Below are 24,959 nucleotides of genomic sequence, written 5' to 3' on the forward strand. Positions count from 1 at the left end.
GTGGCCGGTTCCGGCTCTGCGGTGGCTTCCGGTTCCGTGGTCTCGGTGGTCGTCTCGGCGGCAGCCTGCTCTTCGGGCTTCTCTTCCGCCGTCGGCTCCGTCGTCTCCTCCGCCACCGGTTCCGATTTCGGTTCCGTGGTCGTCGGGTGTCGTTCCTCCGTCGGAGTCGCCTGCTTCGGCACCGTCACGTTGTCGAACGCCGCCAACACCAGCTCGTGTGCGTCGTCTCGGCCCGTCGGCTGGGCCGGGACCTCCGCCGACGCCGGAGGCTCGGCCGTGACCGTGACCGTGGCGGCCGGTGCCGATTCCGTGGCCGTCGCCGTCTCCCGCGAGGGCTCCCCCTCGGCGGTACGACCCTTGCGTGAGCGGCCGAACGCGTTCCGTAGGAGAGTGAGAATGCCCATGTGCGCAACCCTTCGCGTGAGTTGATGCCCGAAAATCCCTGGCCAGGACGGACACGTAAGGTTAGCCGCCGAAGGCGCCGATCTTGGGCAGGGTCCAGCCATCGGAAGCGCCGTTGTCAATACCGCTATCTCGCCGTAACCGGCCTCCGTGGACCCCGCCCCGTCCGCGTACCCCTCCCCGTACACCAAACGCCGTACAGATTCCTCTGGTTCGCCGACCGTTCATCTGCCTGCCCCGCTCCCGCACATCCCTCCCCCTAGCGTCACGCCTACACCAAGGGATCGTATGGGGAGAGTAAAGTGCGCAAACTGCTGCCGCTGATCGGAACGCCGTCCGGCTCACATCCCGGCGGCCGGTCCGCCCTGACCTGCCGCTACCGGTGCGGCGACGCCTGTTTCCACGAGGTTCCCAACACCAGCTCCAACGAGTACGTCGGCGATGTCATCGCCGGTGCCCTCAGCCGCCGTTCCGCCCTCCGCGCCGCCGCCGTCGTGACCGTGGCGACCGCCGCCGGTACGGCCGCCGTCTCGGCCGCGGCCCCGCAGGCCCAGGCTGCCACCCCCACCGCGACCCCCACCGCGCCCCCCTCCCGCACCCAGGCCGCCCGCGGCCTTCGCTTCACGCCGGTCGCCCCCAACACCGACGACATCGTCACCGTCCCCGACGGCTACCGCCAGAACGTCGTCATCCGCTGGGGCGACCCCATCCTGCGCGGCGCGCCCGCCTTCGACCCCGAGAACCAGACCGCCGCCGCACAGGCCGGGCAGTTCGGGTACAACAACGACTTCCTCGCGCTCCTGCCGGTCCCCGGCGAGCACCACCGGCAGCTCCTCGTCGCCAACCACGAGTACACCGACGAGGTGATCATGTTCCGGGGGTACGACCCCCAGAACCCCACCCGGCAGCAGGTCGAGGTGGCCTGGGCCGCGCACGGTCTGGGCGCCGTCGTCGTCGAGGAGGACCACAAGACGGGGCGTCTGACCGCCGTGCCCCGCCACCCCCTCAACCGGCGTGTCACCGCCACCACCGAGTTCCGCCTCACCGGGCCCGCCGCCGGTTCGGACCTGCTGAAGACCTCCGCCGACCCGACCGGCCGCACGGTCCTCGGCACCCTCAACAACTGCTCCGGCGGCACCACCCCGTGGGGCACCACGCTGCACGGCGAGGAGAACTTCAACCAGTACTTCGCCAACGCCGGCCGCGCCACCGACAAGCGGTACGGCATCGGCACCGGCGCCACCGAGCGCAAGTGGGAGCGGTTCGACCGCCGCTTCGACGTCGCCCAGGAGCCCAACGAGGTCCACCGCTTCGGCTACGTCGTCGAGTTCGACCCGTACGATCCGTCCTCCACGCCCCGCAAGCGCACCGCGCTCGGCCGCTTCAAGCACGAGGCCGCGACGGTCAGGCTCAGCGAGGACGGGCGGCCGGTCGTCTACTCCGGGGACGACGAGCGGTTCGACTACTTCTACAAGTTCGTCGGCAGCAAGCCCATGCGGCACGGGAACTCCCGGGCCGTGCGCGAGCACAACCTCTCGCTCCTCGACGAGGGGACGCTGTACGTCGCCAAGCTCACCGGCGACTCCCCGGCCTCCGACATCGACGGCAGCGGCAAGCTGCCCGGTGACGGCGAGTTCGACGGTTCCGGGGTCTGGATCCCGCTGGCCACCGCGACCGCGCACGGGGCCGTCTCGCACGTCGAGGGCATGACCGCCGAAGAGGTCTTCGTCTTCACCCGGCTGGCGGGCGACAAGGTGGGTGCCACCAAGATGGACCGGCCCGAGGACATCGAGCCCTCCCCGCACACCGGCAAGGTGTACGTCGTCCTCACCAACAACACCAACCGCGGCAAGGCCGGCAACGCGCCGGCGGACGAGGCCAACCCGCGCAACGCCAACAAGCACGGGCACATCCTGGAACTCACCGAGCGCCACAGCCGGCCCGAGAGCACCACGTTCGCCTGGTCGCTCTTCCTCGTCGCCGGTGACCCGGCCGATCCCGCCACCTACTTCGCCGGGTACCCCAAGGACCGGGTCAGCCCCATCTCCTGCCCGGACAACGTCGCCTTCGACCCGCACGGCAACCTGTGGATCGCCACCGACGGCAACCAGCTCGGCTCCCACGACGGCCTGTTCGGCGTCGCCACGCGCGGCGACCGGCGGGGTGAGCTGAAGCAGTTCCTGACCGTGCCCACCGGCGCGGAGACCTGTGGTCCGATCGTCCAGGACCGGCGTGTGCTCGTGGCCGTGCAGCACCCGGGAGAGATCGACGGCGCGACCGTCGAGACGCCGGCCAGCACTTGGCCCGACGGCTCCGGCAAGATCGTCCGCCCCGCCGTGGTCGCGGTGTGGCGGGCGGACGGCAGTGACATCGGAGTCTGACCGACCGCGGGAGTCCGACAGGCTCCCCGGGAGGCCGACGGGCACCCGGGGAGCCGTCGGACAAGGGGAACCGTCCGGCAGGGGGAGCCGGTTCGGGCAGGGGGATCAGTGCGGCGACGCGATCGCCCGGGCCGCCGCCACCTCCTGCCGCAGCGGTTCCAGGATGCTGTCCGCCGGGCCGGTGAGGTCCGTGCGGACCGCGACCAGGACCTCCGTCTCCCGCAGGCTCTCCGACAACTCCCGCAGTTGCAGGGCGACCTGCGCGATCTCGGCCGGGGACGGCGGTGGCGCACCGTGTCTCACCCGCACCCGTGCCGCCGTCGTCGCGTCCACGATCCGTTCCACGGCGACGACCAGCGGCCACCAGGCGGCGGCCCGGCGCCCGGTCGGCGGCGGCTCGGTCAGTGCCCGCTGGAACTCCGTACGGATGGCGGACAGGTCGCGGTACAGGCGGCGCCGCATGCGGGCGCGTGCCGCCGGGTCGGCGGTCTCGCCGAACGCGTTCTCCACGTACTGCGCGGTGTCGGCGACCGCGTTCGCGAGTCGGGCGCCGACCCGGGTGTGCCAGCTCTCCGGCCACAGCAGATAGCCGGCGAGGAGTGCGATCGCACTGCCGATGAGCGAGTCGACCAGCCGGGGCACCAGCAGCGCGGTGCCCAGGTGGTTCAGGAAGTCCGACTGCACCAGGATCACCGGCGTCATCGCGGCGGTCTGGTGGCCGAACCCGCGTGGACTGAGCGCCGGGATGAGCGGGGCGAGGACAGCGAGGGCCGCCACGGTCCACCAGCCGGGCGGGAACGCGGCCAGCACCACGGCGGCCACCACCAGGCCCGCCACGGTGCCCACCGCGCGCAGCATTGCCCGGGAGAAGACCGAACCGAAGTCGGGTTTCAGGACGAGGGTGACGGTGAGGGCGACCCAGTACGAGCGCGGGACCGCAACCAGGGACACCAGGGTCTGGGCGAGGCCGATGCACAGGGCGAGGCGCAGACCGTAGCGCCAGGAGGCGCCGGAGAGGAGGAGGTTGCGGGCCGCGCGGTAGGCGCGGACGCGGAGGGAGGCGGGTCGGCCGAGGCGGTCGACGATGCTGCGCGGGTCGACGTTTCGGGCCGTGACGACCTCGGCCGCGTGGCGCAGCGCCTGGTCGATCGCGCGTCCCGTCTCCCCGACCGGATCGGGCAGTTCGAGGGGGAAGGGTCCCCGCTGATCGGTGTCTACGGCGTCGGCGAGGCGGCGTACGGCGTCGCGCGCCTCGTCCGGCAGCGGCTTGCCGTACCGGTGGGCGGCCGGGGCGGCCTCCACGATCGGGGTGAGCGCGTTCAACTGGGCGAGCAGACGCACCAGGTCGGGGCTGCGACCGTGCTCGCGGGTGCGCCGGGCGAGGATGAGGTCGTACGCCTGGTTGAGGGCCCGGGTGACGTCGAAGCGGGCGGTGTCGTACGTGTCCGTCCCGCACGCGGCGAGCAGTTCGGCCACCGAGCGGTAGGCGGCGGCGACCGAGGTCCGCTCCGGTACGCGTGAGCGCAGCGGCCAGGAGAGCAGGCCGAGGGCGAGGACGAGCAGCCCGCCGCCGTTTATGAGCAGGGGCGGGAGCCACCAGTGGCCCGGCAGCGGGAGCCCCGCGCCGATCACGGTGTCGAGGAGCAGCACCAGCCCGGAGGCGGAGGCGACCGCGCCGATCGTGGAGATCATTCCGGAGATCAGCGCGACCACGGTCAGGGCGGTGACCGCGAGCCAGCCCTGGCCGAACACCAGCGTGCCCACGGTGATACCGACGGCGCCGAAGAGCTGGGGGACCGCGATGTTGAGGATACGCATGCGGTAGGCGTCCGCGGTGTCCGCGAGGATGGCGGACAGGGAGCCGATGGACGCGAGCGCTCCATAGGCGGGCCGGCCCGTCGCGAGTCCCAGCGCCAGGGGGAGGGCTACCGCGATCGCGGCGCGGGCGACGGCGGGCCGGTTGACCGGTGCCCGCTGCGGTTGGAGGTTCCTGACCAGCCAGTCGGGAGGCGTGAGGCCGATGGGGAACTCGCGAGACATGCCCTCATTATGGTCGTTCACCACGGGCATTTGTTCGGATGGGCCCAGGGGCCGACCGGGCAGCCCCTCAGGTGTGCCGGCGGAGGGTGCGGAAAGCGGCGTGGTCCTCGATGGGCTGGATGCCGGAATCCCTCCTCATGCCGGGGCTCCCTCAGTGAGGGAGCCCCGGGGGAAGGGGCGTCCACGCGGCCGTCGTCACAAGGTGTCGCGGGTGCCGCCGGGGGGCTGCGGCGTGCGTTCCGCGCGCTCCACCGCGACCAGGGACCAGATCACGAAGGCCCCGATGGCGATGGCGATGACCGACCAGACCGGGGCGTACGGCAGGAACATGAAGTACTCGACCATGTACAGGGCCGCCAGGCCCACACCGATCCAGCGCGCCCACTCCCGGCCCTGGAGCACGCCCCAGCCCGTGACCGCGAAGAGGGCGCCGATGACCACGTGGGTCCAGCCCCAGGTGGTGAGGGTGAACCCGTACACATAGTTGCCGACACGGGCGTAGACGTCGTTCGTGGCGATGCCGGCGATGCCGTTCAGCACGCCCAGGATGCCGCTGACCAGCATCAGGACACCGGCGAACGCCAGGCCGCCGGTGGCCCAGGCCGTGTGCTTCGCGTGCGGGGTGGTGCGTGCGGGGTGCTGGACCATGGGGGGCCGCCTCCTCGGGACCTCGGGACCTTCACCCGCAGGTTCGCCCGTACGCCGGCGTCGCGCAGGGTGGTGTAGGCCGAACGGGTGGTCGCGCTGATCCGGGGCGACAGCCGTGAACGCCCCCGCACGCCCGGCGGCGGACCGCGTCAGGCTCTCACGCGCGGCGGCTCCTCGGTCGGAACTGACGCGGGCGCTGCGGACGCTCGCCGGCGTCGCACGTACAGACCCGTGAGCCAGGCGCCCAGCGCGACCGCGAGGCCGACGCCCATCAGCACCCAGGAGACCAGGCGGAGGGTCTCGGTGAGCGCGTCGTAGACCGCGCCGGCCGCCGGGTGCGAGACGTCCGGCGGGAGGTCGGCCAGTGTCATCCGGCGGCCCACCGCGATCGCCACGGCGAGCAGTGCGGCGCCCAGGGCCGTGCCGAGTCCGGTCGCGAGCACGGCCCGGCGGCGCGAGACGGAGACGAGGATGCCGGTCAGGGCGAAGCAGGCCGAGGCGACGGGAAGCCAGAAACCGGCGACTTCGAGCACGTGGAACCCCTTCCGGAACGTCGTCAGGTCCTTCGACTGCAGCAGGGTGATCTCCGTGTGGGAGACCGGGATGCGGCCCGCGAACGGGACGTGTTCGTCGGCGAGTTGCCGTTTCATCCGCTCGGTGGCGGGGGCCAGGTCAAGGGTGACGGGGCTGTCGTCGTCCTCGCGCAGGGCGCGTATCACGGCGTCGTGGGCGCTGAGGTTCGCGGTGTCCCAGGCGGAGCGGAAGGCCTCGGTGGCGGTGAACGAACGGACCGCCTCGTGGACGAAGGCGTGCACGGATCCCTGGAGGGGCGCTCCGACGTGCACCTCGCGCATGATGCCGTCGGTGACGGCGCTGGCGATGGCGTCCCGCACCTGGGCGTCGGAGGCGAGCGGGGCGGTGGTGGCGGCATAGCGGGCGCTGTCCTCGATGCCGTACTTCGCCCACATGGCGAGGACGCCGAGCGGCACGAGCAGGCACGCGAGGCCGACCAGCACGGCGGAGAGAAGGCTCCGGACACGTCGAGGCACGTCACCAGCGAACCGTGCCCGGGCACGCTGTGCGAGCGATATGCCTGCAAATGGGTGGATATGACAAACCGATGGGTGGCTGGTGGGGGCGGGGCGCCCTGCCCGGGCCGCATCCGCTCCGGTGGAGGGTTCGCCCGAACGGGTGTTATCTGGTGGGTGGGGAGAGGAACGGTCCGGCATCCGGCAGGGGAGAAGTCCGTGGGCCGGCCCGCCGGGTCCTCTCCCGTTTCCAGGGCTCCTCGACCGGCGCCCGGGAGCGGAATCCGTCCCGGGTGACGGGTGAGTGAGGGAGACGCATGAGGCCCCGGCGCCCGGCGCGGGCCACTTCACCGGGGTCTCGTGCGCCAAGCGAGGGCGGCCACCCGCGTGTTCGCTCCCGCCCGGCGGGTGGCTGGAGCCCGTCGGGCGGGAGCGGGTGAGCCGGAGGCCCCCGGCTCACCGGGCGGGGAGAGGGCCGTAGCCAGGCGGTCCGTGGCCCGTCGCCTGTCGGCCGTCGCCCGTCAACTGTCGCCTGCCACCTGCCGCCTGACGGCCGTCAGCCGTCAGCCGTCAGCCGTCAGGAGACTCTGTGGCCCGCCGCGTCCTCGTGCGTGTAGTAGCGGTAGAAATTGAACGCGAAGAAGGCCACGGCGACCGCGAGAGAGACGCCCGTCGAGCGCAGCACGCTGTCGCCGGTCTGGCTGTACAGGAAGCCGAACGCGATGCCGGCGAACGCCGCCCACAGCACCGCGTGCAGTTCACGCCGCAGCCGGGACGCCACCATCAGCATCCCCACGCACACCGCCGCGAACACGATCGCGCACACGAAGCCGAACAGGATGTTCCAGCCGGTGATGGGGCCGGCGGCACGGCGGTTGGCGGCGGCCCAGTAGCCGTAGAGGAGCCCGAGGACGACGGGCACCGCCACTCTCGCCACCGTGTGCGCGCGGTGGTCGAAGAGGTCCGGCGGGCGGTACCGCATGACCGGCCCGCGAGACGGGGTGACAGGTACGCGCGAGGTCCCTGACGCGGGTGTCGCGTGAGTCATGGGAGCACTCCTCTCTTCTCCTGGCCCCCGTACTCCAGGGCACACCTGGCCCGCGCGCCGGGCAAGTCGGGATGCGCGGGCCCCCGGGCCGTGTTTCGCTGGGGCTCATGAGGATCGTGCTGTTCGGCGCCACGGGCATGGTGGGCGGCCGGATCGCCACGGAGGCGACGCAGCGCGGGCACCGGGTCACGGCCGTGAGCCGTTCCGGCCAGTCGCCCGTGCCGGGCGTGACCGCCGCCGCGGCGGACGCCTCGGACCCGGGGAAGGTGGCGTCCCTGGTGGCCGGGGCGGACGCGGTGGCCAGCGCGTGCGCCCCGCCGCGGGACGGTCCGGAGCCCCTGGAACCGTTCCTCGCCCTGAACCGCGCCCTCGTGCGGGGCCTACGGGACGCCGGGGTGCGGCGGTTCGTCGTGGTCGGCGGCGCCGGCAGCCTGGAGGTCGCCCCCGGAGAGGAACTCTGCGACCAGCCGGACTTCCCCGAGGCGGTCCGGCCCGAGGCGCTCGCCCACCGCGCGGCCCTGGAGTACTTCCGCACCCTCGACGACCTGGACTGGACGTATGTCTCGCCCGCCGCCGAGATCGCGCCCGGCGAGCGCACGGGCCGTTTCCGGGTGGGCGGTGACACGCTGCTCACCGACGCGGACGGCATGAGCCGGATCAGTGCCGAGGACTACGCGGTCGCGTTCGTCGACGAACTGGAGCGGGGCGCGCACCCGCGCGCCCGTATGTCGGTCGCGTACTGACCACGCGGAAGGGCGGTGCCGGTGCCCACCAGGCGACCACCCCACGACGGTGCGCCGGCCTCCGGGGCCGGGCCGCCGCCCCCGCAGGAGCACCCCAGCGGCCCGCTCCCCGCCGCCCTTGCTCCGGGCGCCGCTGTCTCCCACGCCCCCGCCGGACTCCTCCGTGCGCGGTTTGCGCGGCCCTCCGGGGCCGGCGCCCTGGTGCACGGGCATGCGCAGCTGCTGCGCGTGCGCGGACGCAGTGTCGCCTGGCTGCCGCCCCTCGTCCTGCTGCTCGCCATCGCCGCGCTCGACTGGGCCACCGCCGGTGACTTCCGCACCATCTCCTGGGTCGTGCTGGTGCCCGGCGTCGCGGCCGCGATCTGCGGACTGGGGGGCACCGTCGCCGCCGCGGTCCTCGCCGTCGTCACCTACGAGCTGGAGGACCACGCCTGGCCGCATCAGTTCCGGACGGGACTGCCCGACCTCATCCTCGTCGTCCTGGGCGGGCTGCTGGCCGTGCTGGCCTGCGCGGTGCGGCTGCGCGGCGAGCGGCGCATGCTGCACATGGAGGACATCGCCGAGACCACCCGGCGCGCGGTGCTGCGCCCGCTGCCGGCCGGCTGGGGCGGCCTCGACCACGCGGCGGTCTACCTCGCCGCCGACAGCGTCGCCCGCGTCGGCGGCGACTTCTACGACATCCAGCCCGGCCCCTGGGGCACCCGTGTTCTGCTCGGTGACGTCCAGGGCAAGGGCCTCGGCGCGGTCGAGGCCGCGGCGGCGCTCCTCGGCACCTTCCGCGAGGCGGCCTACCACGAGCCGCTCCTCGGCACGGTCGCCGACCGGCTGGAGGCCCGGATGCTGCGGCACGTCCGCTACGGCGCGGCGATCGGCCGGGACGAGGGCGACCGCTTCGCGACCGCCGTGCTGTTCGGCTTCCCGCCGGCCGACCCCTCGCACGTGGAGTTCCTCAACTTCGGGCACGAGCCGGCGCTGGTGGTCACGCCCGGCGGGATACGGTCCCTGCCGTGCGGCGGGCGGCTGCCGCTGGGCTTCGGCGACCTGGACGGCCCGCCGGCCGGCCCGCTGCGCGTACCGTTCACCCCCGGCGAGACGCTGCTGCTGGTCACGGACGGGGTGTCCCAGGCCCGGGACACCACCGGGTGTTTCTACCCGCTGCGCGACCAGGTGGCGCGCGCGGTGGCCGAGGACCCGCGTGCCGCCGAGCCCGTCCGGCTGGTGGGCCTGGTCCGCGACGGCACGCTGCGCCACTGCGCGGGCCGCCTCGACGACGACACGACGATCTTCGCGCTACGACGACCGGGCGCGCCCGGCGGTGCGTGAGCGCCGCCTCACCCCCGTGCCGCACAACCCGGGCCATAGGCGGGCGTTTGTTGTTCCTCCGTCGCAGCTTTGCAGGCGCAGCGGTTACCGTGCTGACGTACGTGAACGATCGGGGAGGGAACGATGCCCGGAACCGTGCTGCTGCTCGCGGCCTCACCGGCGGGCAAGGGATGCCTGGTGGACGCGGCCTCCGTGCTCCCGGTGCTCGCGGCCGTCGCCCCGCCGGTGCTGTCCGGCACGGACACGGCGAACGTGGTCGAACTCGCGGACCCGCTGGAGCCGCAGGCGGTCCTCACCCGGCTACGGGCCGCCGCGGCCGTGCCCGGTCCGCTGACGGTGTTCCTCGTCGGGCAGCTCCAGCTCGACCGCCGCGAGCACCTGCCCCACCTGGCGCTCGCCCGCACCACCCCGGCGACCGTGCGCTACACGGGGTTCCCCTGGCACTGGTTCCGCGAGGAGCTGCGGCTGCGGCCGCCCGGTACGACGACGGTGTTCGCGGATCTGCACGCCGACGCGGAGACCTGGCGGCACCTGCGGACCCGGCCGCTGGACTGCGGCCCGGCGGTTCTTCTCTACGGCCGGGTCGCGCCGCCGCCCCCGCGCCGTGCGCTGGCCACGCCGGCGTACATGAAGGCCATGGCGACGCTCCTGCGCAGCGGCCACCGTCCGGACCCGGCGACCCTCCACCACCAGGCCCTCACCCGGGCGCTCGCGGAGACGGGCGCGGAGGGGGACCTCGTCCTGGCCCCGGTCGTGAACTCCCCGGCCCCGCACCGGCCGTGGCACACCCCGCCCGCGGCATACGCCCCGCCCGCCGGGCAGCCGACGCACCCCGCGCACCCCGAGCGGTACCCGTCCCCGGGACAGACCGCCGACACCCCTCGGACCGTCGAGGCCGCACGGCACGCCGAGCCCTCGCCCGCCCCCCGGACCTCCCCGCCCGCCGTTCCGCCCCAGGCCACCGTCCCGCCGCCGCCCGCCGATGCGCCCCAGGCCGCTGTCCCGCCGCGGGCCGCCGGTGCCGGTGCGCCGCCGTCCGCCGTCCTGCCGCAGGCCGTGGGTGCCGGTGCGCCCGATGCCGGAGTGCTGCCGCAGGCCGCCGTTCCGCCCCAGGCCACTGTCTCGCCGCAGGCCGCCGGTGCCGGTGCGCCGCCGTCCGCCGTCCTGCCGCAGGCCGTGGGTGCCGGTGCGCCCGATGCCGGAGTGCCGCCGCAGGCCGCCGGTGCGCCCCGGGCCACCGTCCCGCCGCAGACCGCCGGTGCCGGTGCGCCCGATGCCGTGGTGCCGCTCCCGGCTCCCGTCCCGGCGGCCCCGGGCCCGGACCCCCACACCGCGCTCACGGCCGCCGTACAGGACGGCAGGCACGCGGAGGCGGCGGCGCTCGCCGCGCTGTGGGAGCAGGCCGCGCTGCGGGAGCACGGGGCCGGCTCCGAGAAGGTGCTGCACTGGATGGAGGTCCGCGCCGACCTCGCGATGCTCGCGGGCGACCCCGGCCGCAGCTGTGAGACCTGGCTGGCGGTCGCCGCCGCCCGCCTTTCGGCCGGTCAGGCGCCCGAGGACCCGGCGGTGGAGGCGGCCGTCGACCGCGCCCACCACCAGTGGGGCCGTATGCGCGACACGGCCCGGGCCCGCGAACTGGGCCGGGATCTCGCCGAGTTGCGGGAACGGGTGCCGGGACGCCGCGAAGGCGCCCTGCACCACGTCCAGGAGCACCTTCGCCGTCTGAGGGCCGGGCTTCAGACCCAGCCGTGACGGGGACGGGGCGGGCCCGCGCGGCGCGCCGGCCCGGGAGGACGGCGTACGTCCCGCCCCGTGCGGGCGACGACCGCGTCAGGCGACCGACACGTGCGCCAGGGCCGCCGACACCAGCGTGCGGACACCGGGGACGAGGGTGGACAGGTCGGGGGCGAAGAGAGGGCTGTGGTTGCTCGGGACCGCCGCGAACCTCTCCATGAGGTCCGCGCCCGGTGCCGCCTCCCACACCTCGGCCGGAGTGCTCGTCACGAACCAGTACGCGTACGGGATCCCGTCCGCCGCCAGGTGCGGGAAGTCCTCGCTGCCCATCGCCGGTCCCGGGTCGAAGACCGTGGCCGCGCCGAACACCTCCCCGTGCGCGGCGGCCACCCGGCCGTCGGCGGCGGAGTCGTTGACCGTGACCGGGAAGTCGGCGCCGACGGTCACCTCCGGCTCGCGCGGGCAGCCCGCGGCCAGGCACTCGCCCGCCGCGATGCGCCGGATCGCGGCGATCATGCGATCGCGCACCTCGGCCGACTGCGTGCGCAGGTTCAGGGCGATGCGCGCCTCGGACGGAATGATGTTGTGCCGGGTGCCCGCCTCGATCCGGCCCACCGTCAGCACCGCGGAGTCACGTGCCGCGATCTCCCGGCTGACGACGGTCTGCAGCCGGGTGACGAGATACGCGGCCGTCACCACGGGGTCCACGGTCGACTCCGGGCGCGAGCCGTGGCCGCCCCGGCCGTGCACGACGATGTCCACGTCCGTCGAGGCGGACAGGATCAGACCCGGGCGGTGCGCGTAGAGCCCGGCCGGGCCCGGGGCCGCGTGCTGGGCGAGCAGCACACCGGGGCGCGGGAAGCGCTCGTACAGCCCGTCCGCGACCATCGCCCGGGCGCCCTCGCCGGACTCCTCGGCGGGCTGGCCCACCACCAGCAGCGTGCCCGACCACGCGTCGCGCCCGGCGGCCAGCGCCCCCGCCGCGCCCGCCAGCCAGGTGACGTGCAGATCGTGTCCGCAGGCGTGCATCACGCCCGGTACCTCGGAGGCATACGGAAGGCCCGTCTCCTCGGCGACCGGCAGCGCGTCCATGTCGGCGCGCAGCAGCACGATGGGCCCGTCGCCATTGCGCAGCACCCCGACGACCCCGGTGCCGCCGACGCCCTCGGCGGTCTCGTACCCGGCCGTGCGCAGCCGCTGCGCGAGCCTTCCCGCGGTCCGGTGCTCGCGCAGGGACAGCTCGGGATGGCGGTGCAGATCCCGGTACCAGTCCTCCAGGTCCGGCACGGGGAGGTCGGCGGTGAGGTCCAGCGCGGTACGTGCGGCGGGAGAGGTCACGGGGCCAGCGTAAGCGGCGGCGCGCCGGGCAGCCCGGCTACCGGGTGCGTGCGTCCTGCGGGGGGATGTGCCGGACCTGTTGGGGCGGCTTCGGCTGGGCGGCCCGTGCCGGGCCCGCGTTGGCCGCGGTGACCAGGGCGGCCACGGCGACGACGGCCGCGCCGAATCCCCTGAGGTAACGCGCGCGTGTGCGTCCGTGGAGCACGGAAGGGCGTCCGGGGAGCACGAGAAGGTGTCCGGGCACGACAGCCGACCTCGCAATGACAACGACGGATTAAGCACGTTTAACGTGGCTCCTAACCTAGGGGGTGCAGCCGCGAGACGGAAGTAGGTGCCCGTTGACGGGAATTCAGAAAGCGGACGCCTCAACCGCGCCTGCTGGCATGATTGATCACATGGTGAAGCGGGACGACCCGGAGACCATCGGTCGCAGGGTGCAGCGGCTCCGGCACGAACAGGGACTGACCCAGCGGCAGCTGGCCGAGCCCGCCTACACGCCCGCGTACATCTCCACGTTGGAGGCCGGCCGGGTCCGCCCCTCCGACGAGGCGCTGCGGCACATCGCCGAGCGGCTCGGCGTCGCGTACGAGGAACTGGTGACCGGCCGTCCGGCCCATCTCGCCACCGCCCTGCGGCTCAGGCTGACCGACGCCCAGCGCACCCTGGCCGACGGGGAGGCCGAGGCCGCCGCCGAGCAGTACGGCGCGCTGCTGGCCGAGGCCGAGACGCACGGACTGGACACCGAGCAGGCGGCCGCGCTGCTCGGGCTCGGCGAGTGCGCACTGGAGCTGGGCGACCTCACCACGGGCCGGCGGTACTTCGAGCGGGCCGAGACGTGCCTGGCCGACGCACCGCTGCCGAGCCGGGTCCCGGCGCTGCGCGGGCGTGCCGTCTCCCACTATCTCGCCGGTGAACTCCGGTACGCCTGCTATCTGCTGGAGTCCACCCTCGACGAGCTGAACCGCTCCGGACTGCACGACCCGGACGCCCTGCTGCTGCTCTACGCGAGCGCCATCGGCCCGTACATGGACATGGGCGCGCAGGTGCGGGCGGCCCAGGCGGCCGAGTTCGCGCTGGCGCTCGCGCCGCAGGTCAAGGACCCCGCGCTGGTGGCCCGTATGCACCGGTCGGTGGCCCGCACGCTCCTCGCGGAGGGACGCGTCGCCGAGGCGGACGTCAACCTCGCCAAGGCGGCCGAGCTGTACCGGCAGTTGCGGATCCGCACCGAGCTGGCCAACTGCCACTGGATGCGCGGCTATCTGTACGCCCAGAACGGCGAACTGAAGCGTGCGGAGGGCGAGTTGCGCGAGGCGCTGGCCATGCTCGCCGAGCAGCGGGCAGCCCTCTACAGCAGCCAGGTCGCGGTGGAGCTGGCGGATGTGCTGCACCGGCGCGGGAGGTCCGGGGAGGCCGCGGAGCTGCTGAACGGCGTCCTCGGCGACATCGGCCCCGAGCGGGGCGCCGTGCACTCGGCCGCCGCGCACCGCCTCCTCGGCATCATCGCGGAGGACGCCCGCGACACGGAGGCCGCGGAGGAGCACTATGTGCGGGCGCTCAGCCTGCTGGAGCGGGCGGGCGCGGCGGGCGACCTGGCGGACCTGTGCCGTCTGCTGGGCGATCTGCTGCGGCGCACCGGCCGGGTGGAGGCGGCCCTGGACGCCTACCGCACGGGCCTCGGCCACCGCACGGCCCCGGGCACCACGACCCTCGGCCCGGCCCCGGCACAGCCCCCGCTCTGACCCCGCCCCACGGTGTCACGGCGCCGCTGTGAACCCTCCCGGCGGGGGCCGTCCCGCGCCCGCTCCGGTCCCGCCTCACGGTGTCACGATCGCGAACTCCTCTTCCGGGCGCGTCACATACGAGAACAGCCGCTTCAGCAGCCCCCGGTCCCCCTCCGTCTCGATGCCCGCGAGGCCGCTGCCCGTGAGCAGGCCCAGCAGTTCGGGGCGGGTCAGGGTGAGGGTCAGTCCCGCGTGCGGCTTCGGTGTGCGGTGCAGCGGCAGGCTGCGGTGGGTGAGGGCGCCGTGCTCCAGGTTGAGGCGGTGCCGGCGCTGCTCGTCGCTCACGACCAGGTCGATGATCAGCCGCGGCTCCCGCGCCGCGCGGGGCCCGTCGACGCGGACCGCGATGGCGTCGAGCAGCATGCTCACGGTGAGCGCCGACGTCATCCCGGCCGTGTCGGCGGCGATGCCCGCGCTGCCCGTTCCCTCGCGCAGTTCCAGAGCGCCGGACAGATAGATGTTGCGCCAGGGCCCGTTCTCGGACCCGTGCCCGAGGCGCTCGTACACGCCCGCCAGCAGCTCCTTCGTCTCCTCGTCGTCCGGGTCGGCGAAGACGAGGTGGTTGAGGAGGGTCGCGGCGAAGCGCAGGTCACCGGAGCCGGCGTAGCGGCGGGCTGCCGCGCGCATCGCCTCCGGGCCGCCCGCCACCTGGACGTACCGCCGGGCGAGGGCGGCCGGCGGATGCTCCCACAGGTGCGCGGGGTTGCCGTCGTACCAGCCCAGATACCGCTGGCAGACGGCTTTGACGTTGTGGTTCAGGGACCCGTAGTAGCCGCGCGCGTGCCAGGCGCCCTCCAGCGCGGGCGGCAGCCGCAGCTCCTCCGCGATCTCCGCGGCCGTCAGACCGCTGTTGAGCAGCCGCAGCGTCTGGTCGTGCAGATACGCGTACAGGTCCCGCTGCTCGGCCAGCAGCCGGACCACGTTCTCGTGCCCCCAGGTCGGCCAGTGGTGCGAGGCGAAGGCCACGTCGTAGGCGTCACCGAAGAAGTCGATGGCCTCGTCGAGGTGGTGGGACCATGCGCGGGCGTCGCGGACGGGGGCGCCGCGCGGGGTCAGGATGTTGTGCAGGGTGTGCGTGACGTTCTCGGCCAGGCACAGCGCGCGCCGCTCGGGGAAGAGGAAGTTCATCTCGGCGGGCGCCTCGGTGTCCGGGGTCAGCTGGAACACGATCGGCACGCCGTCGACGGTCTCCCGCTGCCCGGTGTGCGTGATGTCGAGGGTCGGCGGGACGAGGGTGACCGTGCCGGTGGACAGCGCGGTGCCGAGACCCGTGCCGATGTGCCCGGCGGGACCCTTCGGCAGCCGGGTGCCGTGCATGAAGGCGGCGCGGCGGGCCATCGCGGGCCCCGCGAACACGTTCTCGCTGACCGCGTGCTCCAGGAACCCGGCGGGCGCGAGCACCGGCACCCCCGCCTCCTCCTCGCGCGGCAGCACCCCCCGGGCGCCCCCGAAGTGGTCGACGTGGCAGTGGGTGTAGACGAGCGCGGTGACGGGCCGCCGCCCGCGATGGTGCCGGTACAGGGCGAGGGCGGCCGCCGCGCACTCGGCGGAGATCAGCGGATCGACGACGACCACGCCGTCCCTGCCCTCGACGAGGGTCATGTTGGCCAGGTCGAGCCCGCGCACCTGGTAGACGCCCTCGGTCACCTCGTACAGCCCCTGACGCGCGCACAGCTGCGACTGCCGCCACAGGCCGGGATGCGCACTGTCGGGACAGTCCCCGTCGAGGAACCCGTACGCGTCCCCGTCCCACACCACCCGCCCGTCCCCGTCCGTCACCACCCCCGGTACCAGGGCGGCGATGAAGCCGCGATCGGCGTTCTCGAAGTCGGTCCGGTCCTCGAAGGGCGGCAGACCGTCACGGGGCGCGGCGTCCATGGGGCCAGCTTCGGCGCGCCGGATGCCGGGGGCCAGCGGTGGGGGACCGTTCGAGGCGACCGCGCGTCCCCCGTCGTGGAGCGGGTGGGTCACTCGTCCTCGCCCTCGTCCTCCTCCCCTTCGAAGAAGTCCCCGATCTCGTCGACCGCTTCGGCCGCGACCAGCCCGCCGACGACACCGACGGCCAGCCCCGCCGCACCCGCGGCGACCGCCGTGCCGATGCCGGGTCCGGAACGGTGACCGCCGTGATGGTCGTCGTAGCGGCTTGCGTGAGGGTCGCCGTAGTGGCCGCCGTAGGGCCCGCCGTGTCCGCCCTGGTCGCCGGCGTACGGAGGGGGGACAGGGGCCCCGTACACCGCCCCCGGTCCGTACGCGGCCCGGTGGTCGATCAGTTGTCCGATCCAGGCGTCGACTTCCGCGTTCCAGTCGCGGGTGCGGGCCTCGTGATGGCCGGCCGTGAAGCGGGTGAGGGCGTCGTGGCCCGAGGAGAAGAGACCGCCGCGCTTGTCGGCCTCAAGGACGATCTCCACGCCCTCGGGGGAGGCGAGGAAGGTCAGCTCGATCTCGTTCACCGCGTGCGCGTACCGCGGGGCGGGGGTCAGCTCGATCTCCTGGTAGAAGGGAAGCTGCTGGCCGGTGCCGCCGATGCGGCCGTACTCCAGATCGGCCGAGCGGAAGCCGAAGCCGAGCTGTCCGAAAGCCTCCAGGACCGCCTCCTGGACCGGCAGCGGGCCCACCGCCAGCGGGTCCAGGTCGCCCTTGTCCCTTGCGCCGGCCACCGCCAGCTCCGTGCGCACGCCGAGGACGATGCCCAGCCGCTGCCCGTACAACTCGGTGACCGGTGTCTCCCAGGGCAGGGGCACGCTGAACGGGACGCCGCGCTGCTCCTCCTCGCCGAGGCGGAAGCCGCCGCCCACCGTGAACCGTGCGAAGGGGACCGCACCCTCGCTCTCGCCCTCCTCGTGCTCCCGCTCCACGCGTGCGACCAGCTCGAGCCCGATGTGCTCGATCTCCACGGCCGAACCGCCGCCGCGCAGGTGCACCTGCCCGGACAGTGCCCCGCCGGGCAGCGCCGCGCCGCCGTCCAGGACCGTGTCCACCGAGGGGCCTCCCACACCGATCGCCCCGAGCAGCCGTTTGAACACCATGCCGGTGTCGCTCCTTCACTGATCGCCTTCGTCGTCCGTTCCCACCGGTCGGCGCCCGCTCGTGCCGTGCGCCGACCCGCTGCCCGTTGAACCGGCCACGGAGGTAAAGAAGTTCCCAAGTTCCCCGGTGAAGTCCGTAAGTCACCCGTACGGAGGATGAGTTGCGGGTCACGAGGGGCGTGTGCGGCTCGGTCCGGAGAGCCGAGCCTTTACTGCGACTTTCTTGCAAGTAGCAGGAATAAGCAGCAAGGTGGGATCGCAGTACCCGGAGAAGCAGGGGATTGCAGCACCCGCGAAGAAAGGCCCCACTCCATGCCCCCGTCCTCCTCCCGGATGCGGATGCCCATCACACGGCAGGAGTGGGGCCGGCTCGGCGGGATGGCCGCCTTCGTCCTGACGCTGCACGTCATCGGATGGTTCACGCTCGTCGGGATCGTCGCGCCCGAGCACTACAAGGTCGGCGCCGACTCCTTCGGCATCGGTATCGGCGTGACCGCGTACACACTGGGGATGCGGCACGCCTTCGACGCCGACCACATCGCGGCGATCGACAACACCACCCGCAAGCTGATGGGCGAGGGGCAGCGTCCGCTGTCGGTCGGCTTCTGGTTCTCGCTCGGCCACTCCAGTGTCGTCTTCGTGCTGGCCCTGCTGCTCTCGCTCGGTGTGAAAACGCTCGCCGGTCCGGTCCGCGACGACGGCTCCGAGCTGCACAACGTCACGGGAATCGTCGGAACGACGGTCTCCGGTACCTTCCTCTACATCATCGCCGCCATCAACCTCGTCATCCTGGCGGGCATCTGGAAGGTCTTCCGGCAGATGCGGTCGGGCCGGTTCGACGAGGCGGCCCTGGAGCAGCAGCTCGACAACCGCGGCTTCATGAACCGCCTCCTCGGCCGCGTGATGAAGTCGATCAGCAAGCCGTGGCAGATGTATCCGCTGGGCCTGCTCTTCGGGCTGGGTTTCGACACCGCGACGGAGATCGCGCTCCTCGTCCTGGCCGGTTCGGGTGCGGCCTCGGGGCTGCCCTGGTACGCGATCCTCTGCCTGCCCGTCCTGTTCGCGGCGGGGATGTCGCTGCTCGACACGATCGACGGGTCGTTCATGAACTTCGCCTACGAGTGGGCGTTCTCCAAGCCGGTCAGGAAGGTCTACTACAACCTCACCATCACGGGTCTGTCGGTCGCCGTCGCCCTGCTCATCGGCACGGTCGAGCTGCTCGGCCTGCTCGCCGAGCGCCTCGGGCTGCACGGGGCCTTCTGGGACTGGATCGCCGGCGTCGACCTCAACACCGTCGGCTTCGTGATCGTGGGCCTGTTCTTCGCCACCTGGGCGGTCGCGCTGGTGGTGTGGAAGATCGGCCGTATCGAGGAGAAGTGGACGGCCCATCTGACGCCGCCGGCGGAACAGGGCGCCGAGTAGGGCCGGATCAGCCCGTCGTGGGGACCGGGGACGGCGTGGCCGGCGGCGGCGGTGTGGCCGACGGCGGCGGGGTGAAGCCCGCGGGCGGGGAGAGGACCACCGTGGGCTCGCCGGGCGCGGGGGCCGGCGGGGTCATGCTGCTCTTCGGGAGCTTCGGCGGGGTCGTCTCCTGGAACAGGACGGAGTCGAAGTTCACCAGGCCCGTCCGCTCCATCACCGTGATGTGATCGAGGACCGTGTCGTTCGCCTGGTCGGCCAACTGGCGGACCAGCGTGTTCTTCGTGGTGGCACGGATGGTGGCGATGACCGGGAAGATCTGGCCGTGCGTCACGCGCAGGATGTTCGCGAAATCCTGGTCGAACCGCTTGCCCTGGTCCGACGTCAACGTCGCCACGAACCCCTGCTGCTGCGGGCTCGGCTGGTTCGGCAGCGTGATGCCCAGCTGCGCGGCGACCCTCCGGCAGGCGTCGTCGAGGTTGGCGTGTCCGTTGACCAGATGCGCACCGGCGGTGCGCACGGCCGGTGTGGTGCCCTTCTTCAGGGCCAGTTCACCCGAGGGGAACTCCCACAGACCGGCGGCCCGCACCTTGACGACGAAATCGCGGTCCGCCTCGGTCAGCGGCCCCGACGCGGTGGTGGCGATGACACGCGACGGAGCGCTCGAGACGGTCTGCACTCCCAGCATCGAGGGATAGACGAGCGCCGTGAGCGTCAGTGTCAGGGCGCCCCCCACGAAGAGGGTTCCCGCCGCGTTCCGAGACATCCGCATGGCACCTCCTGGTTGTCCGTCCGCCCAGGGATACGCGCGCGGCGGGGTCCGGAACCTTTTCCGCGGGCAAAATCCACGGGCCCGCTCCGTGGAGGCTGTCACACCCGGACGGGGCCCGCGCCGCCTTTCGTAGCTCTCAGGCCATCCAGAAGAAGACGGCCGTCATGCGCTTGCCCGCCAGGTCGCTTCCCCAGTAACCCGTGGCGCTGTGCATGATGTTGGCCTTGTAGAGGAGCAGCCGGTTGTAGCGCTGCGGCACGCGTACGTCCTCGGTGAACGCGTCCGGCGAGACATAGCGCGTGCCCAGCGCCTCGACCAGGTTGGTGTGCGGCGCCTGCACCATGTTGCCGCCGAGCACCCCGCCCGGCAGGTTCTGGCGGTAGAAACTCGTGCCGCGGTCCTTGGGGATGTCAGGGCTGAGATAGAGCACCGCGGCATACCGGCACAACGCCCGCGAGTCGGTGTGCGGACGCGGCTCGCCCTCGTCCTCGCCGACGACCTGGATGCAGTTGTGCTGGAGGGTGCCGCCGCCGGGCGCGGTCTCCAGCCACAGCCTCCGCGCACCGGTCTCCTTGCGCACGAGCCGTTCGACGTGCGCGAGTTCGTCCGGTGCGAGCCCGGGCATCGTCCGCAGCCCCGGCCAGCTCTCCTGCGTGTACGGGTACCCCTTGGTCCAGTCGTCCTCGCCCTTGGCGAGACACCGGGCCCGTACCTCGTCCACGTTCGGCAGTACATCGTCGAGGATCCAGTAGTCGCGGCCGCGGGTGGGCTTGCGGTACGGGAGCACGGGCAGGCGTGGGGGCTGCGGTGGCATGCGGGTGAACCTACAGTCCGTGCTCGCCGTCGTTTCTTTTCGGACGGTCAATCTTCCGTCAACTCAACCCCTGTGAAAAACAAGGGCGTTGAGCGATGGCCGATGACGTGGTGCAGCGCGGTCAGGGCGTCGGCGACGCCGGGCTCGACGGAGTGTGCCGAGGGGTCTCCGCGGAACTGCTGTCCGGCGAGAACACCGCCATGCTCACGAACATCGCCGTGAGGAACAGCGCCGCCGCGGCGATCAGGCCCACGGCGCGCGGTCGCCGCGTGACGAACGTACGCAGCGAGGGCTGTGCGCGCCGGCCGCCGGCCGCCTGGCGGTCACGGCGCCCCGTCGTCGACGGGCGGTCGCGGCGTCCCCCCGCGGCCGGGCGGTCCCGGTACCCGGCCGTGGTCGGGCGGTCCCGGTGGCCTCCCGGCTGCGGGCGCTGGCGGTGGGCCGCCCGCTGGCCCGGAGCCGGGGTCGCGGAGGGGAGTTTGTACGTCGTCGCCGGGCCCTGGTCCGTGCGGGGGAGCGCCGGCGGTTCCATGGCGGCCACGGGCGCGTGCCGGGGCTGCGGGGTGACGGCCGGGAGCGGTTCGGGGCGGCCCTGCCAGGCGCCGCTGCCGAACCAGTCGGCGGCCTGCCGTGCGGTCGGCCGGTCCTCGGGCCGCTTGGCGAGCAGGCTCAGCAGGTAGTTCTCGAAAGCGGGCGGCAACGAGACACCCAGCTCGCGGGGCGGCACGGGCGCGGTGTCGAGGTGGTGGTGAAGGATGGCGATCGGGCTGTCGGCCCGGAACGGCGGGTTGCCGGTGAGGAGTTGGTAGAGCACGCAGCCCAGCGAATAGACGTCGCTGGGCGCACCCGCGGGTTTGCCGAGGGCGCGTTCCGGCGCGATGTACAGGCTGGTGCCGACGATCTGTCCGGTCGCGGTGAGCGCGGCCGAGGGGTCGTCCATGAAGCGGGCGATGCCGAAGTCGCCGATCTTGACCGTGCCGTTCGCGTCGAGCAGCAGGTTCCCGGGCTTGATGTCCCGGTGCACGATGCCCTGTTCGTGCGCCACGGCGAGTCCCGCCGCGGCCTGCGCGGCGATGCGCGCGACGCGGTCCGCGGGCAGCGGACCGTCGTGGGCGAGCACCCGGGAGAGGCTGTCGCCGTCCACGAGTTCCATCACCAGGAACAGCCGGCCGTCGTGCTCGCCGAAGTCGAGGACGCCGACCACGTGGGGGTGGTGCAGCCGCCCCGCGGTCTGGGCCTCCAGCCGGAAACGGGAGTCGGCGGTGGGGTCGGCGTTCTGGGCCAGCAGGACCTTGACGGCGACCGGCCGCCCGAGCATCTGGTCGTACGCCCGCCAGACCTCTCCCATCGCGCCACGTCCGATGGTGGTGTTCAGCTCGTACCGGCCCGCGATCAGCACCTGTTGTTACATCCTCATGCCGTGAGACGAATGCCGTGAGACCGCTCGACCGCCGCCGGCCATGACACCGCCGGAACGGGTGATGGCGGGACGCCGGAGCGGATCACAGCCTAACGGCACGACACCCCGATGCGATCACGGTCTCCCCCATGTGGTGACCGAGGGGTGACGATCCGGCCGCACAATCCCCGCCTGTCCGACACTCCTGGCATCGTGTCCCCGGCCGCCCTCCCCTCCGCTTCCTGCCCGCGGCGGCTCCGCGGCAGGTCCGCGCCGCCGCCGGAGGGTACGGAACATCCGGTATCTAGCATCCCATATCCGATATCCCATATCTGGTATCTCGTATCCGATGTCCCGTATCCGATGTCCCGTATCCGATGTCCGGCTTCCTGCGTCTCGCGTCCGGAAGCCGACGGGAACGGGCCGATCGGCGCGGGGCTCCCGGGCCCCTGACCGGCGGGAGGACGGTTCGGGATCGGACACGTTCGTAAGTCAGTCGATTGACTTGCATTGCGGGAAGGAATGGCCTGACAGCAGGAGCTCCCCCCAAGAGCAGGAGGCCATCGTGAGTGAGGGACGCACACAGCGGACGGAGCGGCCGCAGCCGCTGCCCTACCCCTTCGCCGCCCCGGCGGCGCTTCAGGTGCCGTCGGAGTGGGCCGAGCTACGGCAGACGTGCCCGGTGGCGCGGGTGACGCTGCCCAGCGGGGACGAGGCGTCGCTGCTCACCCGGTACGAGGACGTCAGGAGTGTGCTCGCCGACCCGCGCTTCACCCGCGAACTGAGCGCGCCCGGAGCGGCCCGGATCACCGACACCGAGTCGGGGGGACTGTTCAACAGCCCGGTGTCGAAGACCCTCGCCGCCGAGGGGCACGAGCGGTGGCGCCGGATGGTCGGTAAATGGTTCACGGCCAAGCGTATGTCCGCGCTGCGGCCCGGGATCGAGGCACGGACGGAGCAGCTCGTCGACGAGATGCTGGAGCACGGCCACCCGGCCGACCTCGTCACCCATGTGGCCTTCCCGCTGCCGGTGTGGGTGATCTGCGACATGCTCGGCGTCCCGGAGAGCGACCGCGAGGCGTTCGCGTACTGGTCCGACGCCAGCCTCAGCCTGACCCGGTTCGACGAGGCCGAGATCGACGCCGCCCAGGCCGAGTTCACCGCCTACCTCGGCGAGTTGGTCGAGGGCAAGCGCGTACGGCCCGGCGACGATCTGCTGAGCCGGCTCATCGACGCGACCGACGCCGAGGGGCGGCCGATGTCCGGCGCGGCGCTGGTCGCCACCGCCCAGGCACTGCTGGTCGCCGGGCACGAGACCACGGCCGGGACGATCACGAAGATGGTGGCCCTGCTGCTGGCCGACCGCCGGCACTGGGAGCGGCTGCTCGCCGACCGGTCGCTGGTGCGTACCACCGTGGAGGAGGTGCTCCGCTTCGACCCCAACGGCGGCTTCGGCGTGCCGCGCTACCTCTCCGAGGAGGTCGCGGTCGGGGGCGGTGTGCTGCCCTCCGGCACCACCGTGATCTGCAGCATGGCCGCGGCCAACCGCGACGAGAGCGCGTTCGAGGGCGCCGACGAACTGGACCTGGGCCGCAGCCCCAACCCGCACATCGCGTTCGGCGCCGGAGCGCACTCCTGTCTGGGCCAGCCGCTGGCCCGCACCGAACTGCAGACCGTGCTCGACGTGCTGCTGCGCCGTCTGCCCGGCCTGGAGCTGGCCGTCGAGCCCGGTGAGCTGCGCCGGGTGGAGGGACTCGTCGTCGGCAGGCTGCACGAGCTTCCGGTGCGGTGGTGACCGGGCGGCGGACCTCCGCTTCCCCTCTCCCCACCGCCGCGCTGCCGAGGAGGCACGGACGTGAAGATCACGGTTGACGAAGCGAAGTGCTGCGGTGCCGGTCAGTGCGTGCTGCTGGCGCCGGACGTGTTCGACCAGCGCGAGGAGGACGGGATCGTCCTCCTCCTCGACGCGGAACCCCCGGCCGGAGCGCACCCGGCCGCACGGGAGGCGGCGAGCATGTGTCCGACCGCCGCGATCACGCTGACCGGGACGGACTGAGCGCGCGTGCCGGGGCGCGGGAGGCCCGGATGCCGGGGCGCGGAACGGTGCGGCGTCCGGCCGTCCGCGCACCCGGCTGTCCCCCGTGCCGCTTCCGCCGAGTGGCCTGCGGCCGGACGTATGAATCGCGTGGTCCGGCCGCCCGGGGGCGGGCCCGCCCAGACGACCGCCGCAATAGTGTCCCCGCATGACGGAAATCCTCAGCGGGCCCACCATCGGGGAGCTTCAGGAACGTGCCCACAGCGAGGGGCACGATTACGCCAAGGGCTCTCCGCACATCCGCCACCACCGCATTCGCGAGCGGGTGATCTCGGGCCTGCACACCCTGGTCGGCGAGGTCATCGAGCGCAACGGCCAGTGCCGGGTCCTGGAGGTCGGTGCCGGGCACGGGACCTTCACCGACCATGTGGCGGCGGCCGGGGCGAGGGTCGAGGTGACGGAGATGAGCGCCCCCAGCGCGGCGGTTCTCCGCCATCGCTTCCGCAACAATCCGCGCGTCACCGTCACGCACGATCCGGAAGGAAAGGAAATCCTCCGCTCGGAGCCGCTCGACGCCGTGGTGTGCATTTCCGTACTGCACCACATCCCCGACTATCTGGGTGCCGTCGAACACCTCGTCGGCCGTATCGCTCCCGGCGGTGCCTTCTTCAGCATTCAGGACCCCCTGTGGTACCCGCGCCGGTCGGGTGTCTCGATGCGTCTGGATCGCGGTGCGTATCTGCTGTGGCGGCTCGGCCAGGGGAACCTGCGGCGCGGCCTGGCCACCCAGGCGCGTCGGCTGCGCGGTCACTACGACGAGACGAACGAGGCCGACATGGCGGAGTACCACGTCGTACGGCAGGGAGTGGACGAGGCGGCCCTGCAGGGGCTGCTGAGACCCGCCTTCCACCGGGTGGAGCTCCAGCGCTACTGGTCGACCCAGTCGGGTGCGCTGCAGTCGCTCGGGGAACGGTTCGGCCCCGCCACCACCTTCGGCCTCTTCGCCCGCAACCGCCACGCGGGCTGAC

Annotated in this window: 20 protein-coding genes and 1 pseudogene; 9 read left to right on the forward strand and 12 right to left on the reverse strand. The window is 72.9% G+C overall.

The features are described 5' to 3' along the window. A pseudogene (locus tag ACWD5Q_RS14455) lies at positions 1-404 on the reverse strand (VWA domain-containing protein); the annotation flags it as partial. 300 nt (positions 405-704) lie between these two features. On the opposite strand from ACWD5Q_RS14455, the gene ACWD5Q_RS14460 reads away from it, so the two are divergent. Next, a complete protein-coding gene (locus ACWD5Q_RS14460; RefSeq protein ID WP_451427304.1) occupies positions 705-2,783 on the forward strand; it encodes a PhoX family protein in 2,079 nt (692 codons plus the stop codon). 105 nt (positions 2,784-2,888) lie between these two features. On the opposite strand, the gene ACWD5Q_RS14465 is transcribed toward ACWD5Q_RS14460, so the two are convergent. The 4 genes from ACWD5Q_RS14465 to ACWD5Q_RS14480 all read right to left on the reverse strand — a co-directional run bounded on the left by ACWD5Q_RS14465 (position 2,889) and on the right by ACWD5Q_RS14480 (position 7,547). Then, positions 2,889-4,823, reverse strand: coding sequence for an FUSC family protein (locus tag ACWD5Q_RS14465; protein WP_451427305.1), 1,935 nt, complete (start codon positions 4,821-4,823; stop codon positions 2,889-2,891). A gap of 195 nt (positions 4,824-5,018) precedes the next feature. Further along, positions 5,019-5,471, reverse strand: a complete 453-nt coding sequence (locus ACWD5Q_RS14470) for a DUF7144 family membrane protein (protein ID WP_451427306.1) — start codon at positions 5,469-5,471, stop codon at positions 5,019-5,021. Between the two features lie 149 nt (positions 5,472-5,620). After that, positions 5,621-6,520, reverse strand: coding sequence for a hypothetical protein (locus tag ACWD5Q_RS14475; protein ID WP_451427307.1), 900 nt, complete (start codon positions 6,518-6,520; stop codon positions 5,621-5,623). A gap of 556 nt (positions 6,521-7,076) precedes the next feature. After that, on the reverse strand, positions 7,077-7,547 hold the full coding sequence (locus ACWD5Q_RS14480) for a hypothetical protein (RefSeq protein WP_451427308.1): 471 nt from the start codon (positions 7,545-7,547) through the stop codon (positions 7,077-7,079). A gap of 107 nt (positions 7,548-7,654) precedes the next feature. Between ACWD5Q_RS14480 and ACWD5Q_RS14485 the strand changes: the two genes are divergently transcribed. The 3 genes from ACWD5Q_RS14485 to ACWD5Q_RS14495 all read left to right on the forward strand — a co-directional run bounded on the left by ACWD5Q_RS14485 (position 7,655) and on the right by ACWD5Q_RS14495 (position 11,365). Then, positions 7,655-8,290, forward strand: coding sequence for an NAD(P)-dependent oxidoreductase (locus ACWD5Q_RS14485; RefSeq protein WP_451427309.1), 636 nt, complete (start codon positions 7,655-7,657; stop codon positions 8,288-8,290). 219 nt (positions 8,291-8,509) lie between these two features. Beyond that, positions 8,510-9,613, forward strand: coding sequence for a PP2C family protein-serine/threonine phosphatase (locus ACWD5Q_RS14490; protein ID WP_451427366.1), 1,104 nt, complete (start codon positions 8,510-8,512; stop codon positions 9,611-9,613). Positions 9,614-9,736: 123 nt separating this feature from the next. Further along, the gene (locus tag ACWD5Q_RS14495) at positions 9,737-11,365 is read left to right on the forward strand and encodes a hypothetical protein (RefSeq protein ID WP_451427310.1); all 1,629 of its coding nucleotides are present in this window, start codon (positions 9,737-9,739) and stop codon (positions 11,363-11,365) included. A gap of 78 nt (positions 11,366-11,443) precedes the next feature. On the opposite strand, the gene ACWD5Q_RS14500 is transcribed toward ACWD5Q_RS14495, so the two are convergent. After that, a complete protein-coding gene (locus ACWD5Q_RS14500; protein ID WP_451427311.1) occupies positions 11,444-12,685 on the reverse strand; it encodes an amidohydrolase in 1,242 nt (413 codons plus the stop codon). A gap of 37 nt (positions 12,686-12,722) precedes the next feature. Beyond that, positions 12,723-12,929 (reverse strand): hypothetical protein, encoded by a 207-nt coding sequence (locus ACWD5Q_RS14505; protein WP_451427368.1) that lies wholly within the window; start codon positions 12,927-12,929, stop codon positions 12,723-12,725. A 151-nt stretch (positions 12,930-13,080) separates the two neighbouring features. Between ACWD5Q_RS14505 and ACWD5Q_RS14510 the strand changes: the two genes are divergently transcribed. After that, positions 13,081-14,424 carry a helix-turn-helix domain-containing protein gene (locus ACWD5Q_RS14510; protein WP_451427312.1) on the forward strand — a complete coding sequence of 448 codons (1,344 nt, stop codon included), beginning with the start codon at positions 13,081-13,083 and terminating at the stop codon, positions 14,422-14,424. Positions 14,425-14,499: 75 nt separating this feature from the next. Here the strand turns inward: ACWD5Q_RS14510 and ACWD5Q_RS14515 are convergent, their stop codons facing one another. Together ACWD5Q_RS14515 and ACWD5Q_RS14520 are read right to left on the reverse strand one after the other, a co-directional pair. Beyond that, positions 14,500-16,344 carry an alkyl/aryl-sulfatase gene (locus tag ACWD5Q_RS14515; RefSeq protein ID WP_451427313.1) on the reverse strand — a complete coding sequence of 615 codons (1,845 nt, stop codon included), beginning with the start codon at positions 16,342-16,344 and terminating at the stop codon, positions 14,500-14,502. An 89-nt stretch (positions 16,345-16,433) separates the two neighbouring features. Continuing rightward, on the reverse strand, positions 16,434-17,492 hold the full coding sequence (locus ACWD5Q_RS14520; RefSeq protein WP_451427314.1) for a sporulation protein: 1,059 nt from the start codon (positions 17,490-17,492) through the stop codon (positions 16,434-16,436). A gap of 312 nt (positions 17,493-17,804) precedes the next feature. Between ACWD5Q_RS14520 and ACWD5Q_RS14525 the strand changes: the two genes are divergently transcribed. Continuing rightward, the gene (locus ACWD5Q_RS14525; protein WP_451427315.1) at positions 17,805-18,914 is read left to right on the forward strand and encodes a HoxN/HupN/NixA family nickel/cobalt transporter; all 1,110 of its coding nucleotides are present in this window, start codon (positions 17,805-17,807) and stop codon (positions 18,912-18,914) included. Between the two features lie 7 nt (positions 18,915-18,921). On the opposite strand, the gene ACWD5Q_RS14530 is transcribed toward ACWD5Q_RS14525, so the two are convergent. The 3 genes from ACWD5Q_RS14530 to ACWD5Q_RS14540 all read right to left on the reverse strand — a co-directional run bounded on the left by ACWD5Q_RS14530 (position 18,922) and on the right by ACWD5Q_RS14540 (position 21,896). After that, positions 18,922-19,683 carry a DUF4142 domain-containing protein gene (locus ACWD5Q_RS14530; protein WP_451427316.1) on the reverse strand — a complete coding sequence of 254 codons (762 nt, stop codon included), beginning with the start codon at positions 19,681-19,683 and terminating at the stop codon, positions 18,922-18,924. Positions 19,684-19,819: 136 nt separating this feature from the next. Next, positions 19,820-20,497 carry a DUF6445 family protein gene (locus ACWD5Q_RS14535; RefSeq protein WP_451427317.1) on the reverse strand — a complete coding sequence of 226 codons (678 nt, stop codon included), beginning with the start codon at positions 20,495-20,497 and terminating at the stop codon, positions 19,820-19,822. A 121-nt stretch (positions 20,498-20,618) separates the two neighbouring features. Then, positions 20,619-21,896: a protein kinase domain-containing protein gene (locus ACWD5Q_RS14540; protein WP_451427318.1), complete on the reverse strand. Its 1,278-nt coding sequence runs from the start codon at positions 21,894-21,896 to the stop codon at positions 20,619-20,621. A gap of 565 nt (positions 21,897-22,461) precedes the next feature. On the opposite strand from ACWD5Q_RS14540, the gene ACWD5Q_RS14545 reads away from it, so the two are divergent. The 3 genes from ACWD5Q_RS14545 to ACWD5Q_RS14555 all read left to right on the forward strand — a co-directional run bounded on the left by ACWD5Q_RS14545 (position 22,462) and on the right by ACWD5Q_RS14555 (position 24,958). Further along, entirely contained in the window at positions 22,462-23,691 is a 1,230-nt protein-coding gene (locus tag ACWD5Q_RS14545; protein ID WP_451427319.1) for a cytochrome P450, read from the forward strand. Positions 23,692-23,751: 60 nt separating this feature from the next. After that, positions 23,752-23,952, forward strand: a complete 201-nt coding sequence (locus ACWD5Q_RS14550) for a ferredoxin (protein ID WP_451427320.1) — start codon at positions 23,752-23,754, stop codon at positions 23,950-23,952. A gap of 187 nt (positions 23,953-24,139) precedes the next feature. After that, positions 24,140-24,958: a class I SAM-dependent methyltransferase gene (locus ACWD5Q_RS14555; protein ID WP_451427321.1), complete on the forward strand. Its 819-nt coding sequence runs from the start codon at positions 24,140-24,142 to the stop codon at positions 24,956-24,958. Position 24,959: the final 1 nt, after the last annotated feature.

Source organism: Streptomyces sp. NPDC002513 (assembly GCF_053595355.1).

Excerpts from the sequence above, each read along its gene's own strand:
- ACWD5Q_RS14465 (WP_451427305.1), bottom strand. The coding sequence starts at position 4,823 with ATGTCTCGCGAGTTCCCCATCGGCCTCACGCCTCCCGACTGGCTGGTC.
- ACWD5Q_RS14470 (WP_451427306.1), bottom strand. The coding sequence starts at position 5,471 with ATGGTCCAGCACCCCGCACGCACCACCCCGCACGCGAAGCACACGGCC.
- ACWD5Q_RS14480 (WP_451427308.1), bottom strand. The coding sequence starts at position 7,547 with ATGACTCACGCGACACCCGCGTCAGGGACCTCGCGCGTACCTGTCACC.
- ACWD5Q_RS14485 (WP_451427309.1), top strand. The coding sequence starts at position 7,655 with ATGAGGATCGTGCTGTTCGGCGCCACGGGCATGGTGGGCGGCCGGATC.
- ACWD5Q_RS14495 (WP_451427310.1), top strand. The coding sequence starts at position 9,737 with ATGCCCGGAACCGTGCTGCTGCTCGCGGCCTCACCGGCGGGCAAGGGA.
- ACWD5Q_RS14510 (WP_451427312.1), top strand. The coding sequence starts at position 13,081 with ATGGTGAAGCGGGACGACCCGGAGACCATCGGTCGCAGGGTGCAGCGG.
- ACWD5Q_RS14515 (WP_451427313.1), bottom strand. The coding sequence starts at position 16,344 with ATGGACGCCGCGCCCCGTGACGGTCTGCCGCCCTTCGAGGACCGGACC.
- ACWD5Q_RS14520 (WP_451427314.1), bottom strand. The coding sequence starts at position 17,492 with ATGGTGTTCAAACGGCTGCTCGGGGCGATCGGTGTGGGAGGCCCCTCG.
- ACWD5Q_RS14525 (WP_451427315.1), top strand. The coding sequence starts at position 17,805 with ATGCCCCCGTCCTCCTCCCGGATGCGGATGCCCATCACACGGCAGGAG.
- ACWD5Q_RS14530 (WP_451427316.1), bottom strand. The coding sequence starts at position 19,683 with ATGCGGATGTCTCGGAACGCGGCGGGAACCCTCTTCGTGGGGGGCGCC.
- ACWD5Q_RS14535 (WP_451427317.1), bottom strand. The coding sequence starts at position 20,497 with ATGCCACCGCAGCCCCCACGCCTGCCCGTGCTCCCGTACCGCAAGCCC.
- ACWD5Q_RS14555 (WP_451427321.1), top strand. The coding sequence starts at position 24,140 with ATGACGGAAATCCTCAGCGGGCCCACCATCGGGGAGCTTCAGGAACGT.